We start from the raw sequence: 6,353 nt of genomic DNA, 5'->3' as shown, positions 1-6,353 counted from the left end.
GTGAGCGCCGATGACCTCCTGCCTGGCTTCGCTGACGGGCTCTCTATGAGTCCGCGGGGAACTGAAAGTGAGCCGGTGTCCCGAGAAACGCCGTACATCAGCGTAAATGCTTTACGTCTGGGGTGGACCGCCAGCTAACACAACATAGCGGACGGCCGCTTCTTCAAGCATCTGGACTGCCTCCGAAAGCACAAGTGCGAATAAGCCGTAATGGAGGCCCAGTTGGGCATGAGTTCCACCCAACTCTGTTCGCGTGCCTTCAAGTTCCTGCACTACATGCGAGGAAATCTGTGCCCATTGCTTGCCATGGGTGTGCCCGCTGGATAGTTGCCATGCGGCAAGCCAAGGAAAGTTTGCACTGCCATCGTGCAGTCGCTCCAGTTGTTGGAGAATCCTGGTCATGGACGGGAGCTTATGCTGCTCGGGATTCCAACTACCCAAACGCGCGTGCTCCGCAGCATCCTTCAGTCGAGCCTTTCGCTCGTCTTTATCGGATGGCTTACCCATCGTTTCGAGAAACGATTCCCTTTTCTCCGCCTCGTCTCGCGCCAGTTGAATTCTGCGCTTGATCCTCAAGGTGCCACTTTCTGGTTCCAGCAGCCATAGTGCCGTTGCCGCAGCGTCAAAGGCACCTCTGACCAACGTATATGCGCCGAATGGGTTAGCTGTGAGACTTACTTCGCGTTCCGTTTCTCGAACCATCATCTGTTCAAGGGAAGCAATACAGCCTGATGCAACGTTCATTTGATTGAAGGCATACGCGGACACGGTGTAGAGCGGTGCCCGCTCATTGTCCAACCACAGACGAGATTTTTCGGCTGGTTCTATGAGTGGAGCCAGGGCCGTTTCGACTTGGGCCGCTTCGGTGAACGACAGCATTATTCGTTGGCTGTGACTGATGTCGGAGTCAGCATCCGCTGGAAGATTTGTCACGCATCAAAGTCTATGGCTTCAGCGGGGCCTGTTAGGTACTTGACTGGACGGGGGCCCAGACCACAGCTGGCTCTCCACAATCATCCGAGGGCAGCTAACCTACGGCGTAGGATCCAAGGCCACACTGCTTTCACAACCCTGACATCTGCAAGCCCAGTTGTATCCGAGCGATACTCCTGGCCGCCTACGTTCGCGAACCTACAGGTGACTCGTCGTCTTCCCAAATGGGCTTGTTCCGGCCGTGTACATCTGCAGGGGTATTTGGAATGCAATGCGCTCCACAACTTCCATGGACCATACTGATCCGATATCGGAGTCCTTGTCCGTGCGTCCGCTGTACACGCCATGTAAGACTGCCACTCCAGCCGTATCATCGTCCGGAACGGCCGCGCTAACGGCAGTCGCCTGGTAAGCGATGACAGGCGACCCCGATTGGCCGCCGCGGGTGCGACTGTCAATAAAAAACCGGTCAGCGGGGGCCACCTGGGGCTCACTCGCGACAGAACCTCGGGTCCAAATGGGAGTTGAGGAAACGAATTTCCCTACGGACTTGGGGTAGCCAACGACAAAGAGGTCGTCTGTGATGGAGAGTGAACCGAATTGATCTTGAGTCCATCGATATGCATAAGTAAGCAGATCGTCTTTCCGCTCGCGGGGAATGGGAAATATGGCCACGTCGGTCAAAGCTTCCTGGCCATCCCCTTCCATCCACCACGAACCATCCTGAAACCAAGCTCGCTTCCGGCCATCGACAGTCTCCTGATGCAGTGGAATCTCCCAATGGGCACCGCCTTCGGCGGCTTCTTCAAGCTCGTTGGGAAACTCGATACGTAATGTCGCTGGTATCCGATTTTCAAAGTTTTCGACGTAGCTTCCATCGAGGGCTCGCCAGGTCACAACGTGATAGTTGGTAACCAGCACGAGATCACCCGACTGATTGAGCTCCGCGAGGAAGCCTGTGGCGGTCATTCCCTTCTCGGCCCCTTCATCGTCGTAGGATGTCAGCTTGAGTGATTTCAGCGAGTAGGGCGAAACTCTTGGGAGGCGAGGCGCGGGGGGCGTCCATCCATCTGGAAAAGGAATCTGCGGGTACTCTTGCTGATTTGGCCTCACGAATGTATTCATACCACGCCCTGGCGGATGTTACTGAGAAGAGCCCGTTCTAGTTCACGCACAAAGGCTTCCCGTATGAGGGAGGCCTGGAAACACGATTTGCCCGCCGGGGGTGCTTCTTCGTGGGGAGCTTCACCCGCGAATATCGCGGAGGTATGAGGCTATCTCCGGCCAGCGGTCTATTCCGCAGCCGCGGGCTGTCGTTGCATGGCCCGGCGCCCTCCCCGATACGGAGAGCTGCCTGGCGCCCGTTCTGCTTCTTCGAGCAATTCGTGGATGGGGCACCCCAGGACGTCAGCTATATCCCACAAGCGTTCATAGGCGACGCTCTTCCGCCCCCATTCAATGCCAATGATCATGTTTCGGCTGAGCCCTGATTCTAAGGCCAGTGCCTCCTGCGATAGACCTTGTCCCAGTCGTAGTTCCCTGGTGCGCCCGCCCACGACTGCCCGCCGTTCTCCCCAGCGGAGCGTTTGCTCCGGGGTTGACTGCTGAGGACGAGTGGGCATGAATCAATGCCAACCAATAATGTCAGCCTTGTCTGCTCCACTAGTGATACATAGGTACGCAAGTCTGTAAGGAAAATCGATGATGGTGGCAGCCGAGGATAGCGGCGCAGGTCCGGCGAACATCACAAGTGGTGTAATCACAGGTGATGTAATAAAGGATTTGGAACGAGTTGGCCTTGGAAGGCCCTTGCCCGAAAGTTCCGTCCCGAGGACGTGTATCGGCCCAGGACGCAACGGCCTTCAGTATTGCGGTAGGCCCACTGACACTAAGACGTCAGAACTGTGCCGTTCGCATAGCCACCAGCAACAGAGGCAAGGGAACCTCAAGCCGCTTCGGACGCGGACAGAGAAGTCGACCTGCGGCGGTCCCCGTCAGGATGGGGGTCTGTGCGGGCGGCAGGTGTACTTCCGCGAGCCTGGGCAGGATGGCGGTGTTTGCAAGACGCACTACGATCAACTGAAGCGTCGTGGATTTATGGGGCCCATTGCGCCGCGCTTGCCTCCTTTGACGAGTACCTGCGACGGCCCCGGTCGAGATGGCCGGGAATTGTGTGGTCGCCCGTCCGAGGCCCGCGATACGCTTCTGTGCTCGCCGCATGACAGGCAGATCAAGAACAACGGGGTCCTCAAGCCGATACGCAAAGTCAACACCCCTGATGGCCAATGCATTGGCCCGGGACCTGACGACAGCCCTTGCGGCCGCCCTATCGAGAACAAGGGCCTCAGCCTATGTCACGGTCACTACGCGCAGCAGTACCGAGGAAAGGAACTAAGGCCACTTAAAGTGGTTCGCAAGCGCGGCGAGGTGGCGTCCTGCCTCTACCCTGGTTGCCGGTACAACGACGCTCCCGGTTGCGAGGGATACTGTCGCCACCATTGGAGGCAGTACAAGAACGGCCAGCCACTAACCCCCCTGGAGGGGAAATCCAAACGTGGGCAATCCGTGCTGGAGCGAGACGAAAACGGCAACAAGCTGCGTTGGCTGTGAGGAATGGAAGCCAGAAGATGAGTTTTCCAGGACGGCCGCAGCCGCGGATGGCCTCAATTACGTGTGCCGCGCATGCCACGCACTCAAGAGGCGGAAATCGGTCTACGGCCTGGACGTTGATGACTACGCGGCCCTCTTAGTTGCACAAGACGGGCGTTGCAAACTCTGCGAACGACTTCCATCAGACGGGACGTCCCTCGAAGTCGATCACAATCACAAATGTTGCCCCGGACCAGTTTCCTGTGGGCACTGTGTCCGTGGCCTCCTGTGCCAGACCTGCAACAAAGGCCTTGGACTTCTGCTAGAAGACGCCGACATACTGATGCGCGCCGCAGAGTACGTCGTGCTCAACGACGCAGCACTGATCCTTCTCCCGCAATCTTGACCTGTTCGTCAGGCGCTACTGATTTGCTGAACTGATCAGCACTGCAGGCGGAGTTGATCCACCTGCGTCTCTGCGCGCAATGCCTAACTGAATACGTACGCGTCTCCTGGGTCGGACGAATCGCTGGGCGCCAAGGCGGCGGTCCAGCTCACGTGCGTCTCTCACCCGGGAACGATAAGCGTACAGATGTCTTGTAGCGGGCGACGGGCCCCGCCTTTCGGCTCCGCCCTCACTCCAGTACGGAAACGCCTGCCCTCAGAGGAAAGTTTGCTCGGCCCTGAAAATGAGGTGCTGCCGGTGACGGCCACTCCGAGCAAGGCGGTCAACGGGCCGTTGTCAATATATTGGCTCACGCTGCCTCGTAGAAGGGCTCAGGGTGCCAGTCTCACTGGAAAGCACGCCTGCGCCAGGGCGCCCGAGGGATCCGACCGTGGGGGCGCCGCGTACCTTGGCCGAGTGTACTGAAGTCCAACCGATGACTTCCGCCGCTGGTCGGATCAATCAACGTTCAGTTGGCGCGTCCGCTCCTGCCGGGCTTGCTCACGGTCCCGCAGCGTCCACTCGGTAATCGAGAGAGCCGCGATGCTGACGGCCCACACTGAGCCCCAGAAGGGGCTCAGCACGCCGGTCACCAATAGAAGCAGGCCGACTGTGATCAACGCCCAGCCTGAGAATCTCAGTACCTGCTCGGCGCGCAGCATGTCCTGATCACCCCTTTCACCGCCGTGTCCCTTTGCCCAAAGAGTACGCCCGCAGCAACCAAAGCGCAGGAGGCATGAGGATGGCCTTTGGAGTGACAGCCATATTGTTGATCTTGCCCTCCGAATGAGGTCGCTGGCACACATGCCTGTGACCTTTGCAAAAAGGGAACGGCGTCCGCGATGGGGGCTCCCCTGGCCAGACGTTTCGAGCTGCCCCATTTGCCCATCGCGGAGTCGTCTGGTCCGTTACTTAGCGATCGAAGGGGGTGGGGGTATACCCTTCGATCCTCCGGGCACCTGCCCGCCCGTGATAGCGGTCAGCTAGCTGTACGTGTTTGAGACTAATTCTCAATTACGAGTATCTTGGCCAGCCCGCCGTGGTCGTTCTCCCTGCTTCCCGGGTATGACAAAAACAGGTCACCCCAATCGCTGGGGTGACCTGTTGTGAGTATCGGGAGCATCAGGAACGGACTAGACGGAAAACGTGGAAATGAACGTGGTTAGAAGGAGGGCGGGGTTTGCGGCCGCTGGCTGAAGACCTCCACGCTTAAATCGCGTTCTACGGCTTCCGAGAGGGCATTGCGGAGGGCATCTCCCGTCCGAGCCTGCGGCCGTAGCTGCGCCAGGGCCCTGGCTCGTCGATTGGGAACGTATCTACGATGGGCTGGCACGGGTCGCAGGGTGGGTGAATGGTAGAAAAGCCGTTCTGGTGTCCCCACGCGGCCTGGCCGGCGCACCCGTTGCAGAGACCCAGCCTCTTGTAGTGCTCCATATTCCGTCCATGTTCGAGCGCCTGCGACAGCGTTTCCGGGTCCGAGAATTTCGCCATACGTTTCCTTTGGTTGATCTGGTTATGAATGCTGCGTGTCACGGATGTTGCGAGGTGGACGTCGGGCGATGACGGGTGGAGTTGCTGCTGGCCTTGGCGTTGACCCGAGCGGTAAGCCGTAAAGTTGTGCGAAGTTGATAACACCCAGGTTGTTGACAGAGTCGGGGTTGCTCCAGTTCCACTCGGGGCCGTTTCGCTTTCTGCGCTGGTTGACGCTCCGTGTGACAGGCTCAAGGTGCAGTGGGTTGGCGCAGTTGGGCCGTTTGCAGGTCCGATGGTCCAACTCAAGGCCAGGCTTGTGGCCGCCGATCAGTAAGTCCCACACGACGCGATGGGTAAGCCACTCGGCAACGTTGGCGCCTTCGGGGATGAAAGTGCCATACCCGCCGTCGTTCCTGGAGAGGTACCAGAGCCAGCAACCGTTGTCGTCGCCGGTCAGGTTATGCCCGAGCCGCCGAACGTTGAGCTCAGCGGCCTCTGCGGTCACGCGGAGGTGCAGGTCTTCGTGTTGCCGGCAGTAGAACCGTCCGTTCATCCTCCTGCCGCCATCGTCCTGGTGGTTGAGACAATCCGGGGCGTTGCATCGCAGATGTCCCCGTTTGCGTTGCCATTGTTTGTAGTGCTTCCAGCACATCCGACGGCTGTGAGCATCGTTCTTGCAGTCTCGGATTTTGCACTTAGTCTGGGTCTTGGGTCTGCCCAGATATCCTCCCGGTGGTGTCCAAGAAATTACTGACGGTTTTGGTGCACGGGTGAGCTTGCTGCCTTCTGGCGCCGGCGATCGACGCTGCTAACGGAGATCCACCGGTGCCTCTGCATTATTAGGTGGGAGGGTTCGCTACCTGCCCGTATGCAAATGCCGGGCTCCGCCGAAGCCGAGCGAAGGCGGATCAGA

General features: G+C 58.8%; 6 protein-coding genes. 1 reads left to right on the top strand and 5 read right to left on the bottom strand.

Features of this window, described 5'->3' with window-relative positions; translation table 11 throughout:
* Positions 1-111: 111 nt before the first annotated feature.
* The 3 genes from QF015_RS07200 to QF015_RS07190 form a co-directional block, all read right to left on the bottom strand.
* Positions 112-933, bottom strand: a complete 822-nt coding sequence (locus QF015_RS07200; RefSeq protein WP_429388006.1) for a hypothetical protein — start codon at positions 931-933, stop codon at positions 112-114.
* 198 nt (positions 934-1,131) lie between these two features.
* The gene (locus QF015_RS07195) at positions 1,132-2,058 is read right to left on the bottom strand and encodes a trypsin-like peptidase domain-containing protein (protein WP_429388003.1); all 927 of its coding nucleotides are present in this window, start codon (positions 2,056-2,058) and stop codon (positions 1,132-1,134) included.
* A 167-nt stretch (positions 2,059-2,225) separates the two neighbouring features.
* On the bottom strand, positions 2,226-2,555 hold the full coding sequence (locus QF015_RS07190) for a helix-turn-helix domain-containing protein (RefSeq protein WP_429388001.1): 330 nt from the start codon (positions 2,553-2,555) through the stop codon (positions 2,226-2,228).
* Between the two features lie 932 nt (positions 2,556-3,487).
* On the opposite strand from QF015_RS07190, the gene QF015_RS07185 reads away from it, so the two are divergent.
* Positions 3,488-3,928 carry an endonuclease domain-containing protein gene (locus QF015_RS07185; RefSeq protein ID WP_429387999.1) on the top strand — a complete coding sequence of 147 codons (441 nt, stop codon included), beginning with the start codon at positions 3,488-3,490 and terminating at the stop codon, positions 3,926-3,928.
* A gap of 497 nt (positions 3,929-4,425) precedes the next feature.
* On the opposite strand, the gene QF015_RS07180 is transcribed toward QF015_RS07185, so the two are convergent.
* The gene (locus QF015_RS07180; RefSeq protein ID WP_429387996.1) at positions 4,426-4,629 is read right to left on the bottom strand and encodes a hypothetical protein; all 204 of its coding nucleotides are present in this window, start codon (positions 4,627-4,629) and stop codon (positions 4,426-4,428) included.
* Between the two features lie 851 nt (positions 4,630-5,480).
* On the bottom strand, positions 5,481-5,993 hold the full coding sequence (locus tag QF015_RS07175; protein ID WP_429387993.1) for a hypothetical protein: 513 nt from the start codon (positions 5,991-5,993) through the stop codon (positions 5,481-5,483).
* Positions 5,994-6,353: the final 360 nt, after the last annotated feature.

The organism is Paenarthrobacter sp. TE4293, from assembly GCF_050435325.1.
Lineage (GTDB): Bacteria > Actinomycetota > Actinomycetes > Actinomycetales > Micrococcaceae > Arthrobacter > Arthrobacter nitroguajacolicus_C.
Note: the sequence above shows the minus strand (reverse complement) of the source record. Positions and strands in the feature narration are given on the sequence as shown.

Excerpts from the sequence above, each read along its gene's own strand:
- QF015_RS07180 (WP_429387996.1), bottom strand. The coding sequence starts at position 4,629 with ATGCTGCGCGCCGAGCAGGTACTGAGATTCTCAGGCTGGGCGTTGATC.
- QF015_RS07175 (WP_429387993.1), bottom strand. The coding sequence starts at position 5,993 with ATGAACGGACGGTTCTACTGCCGGCAACACGAAGACCTGCACCTCCGC.
- QF015_RS07190 (WP_429388001.1), bottom strand. The coding sequence starts at position 2,555 with ATGCCCACTCGTCCTCAGCAGTCAACCCCGGAGCAAACGCTCCGCTGG.
- QF015_RS07195 (WP_429388003.1), bottom strand. The coding sequence starts at position 2,058 with ATGAATACATTCGTGAGGCCAAATCAGCAAGAGTACCCGCAGATTCCT.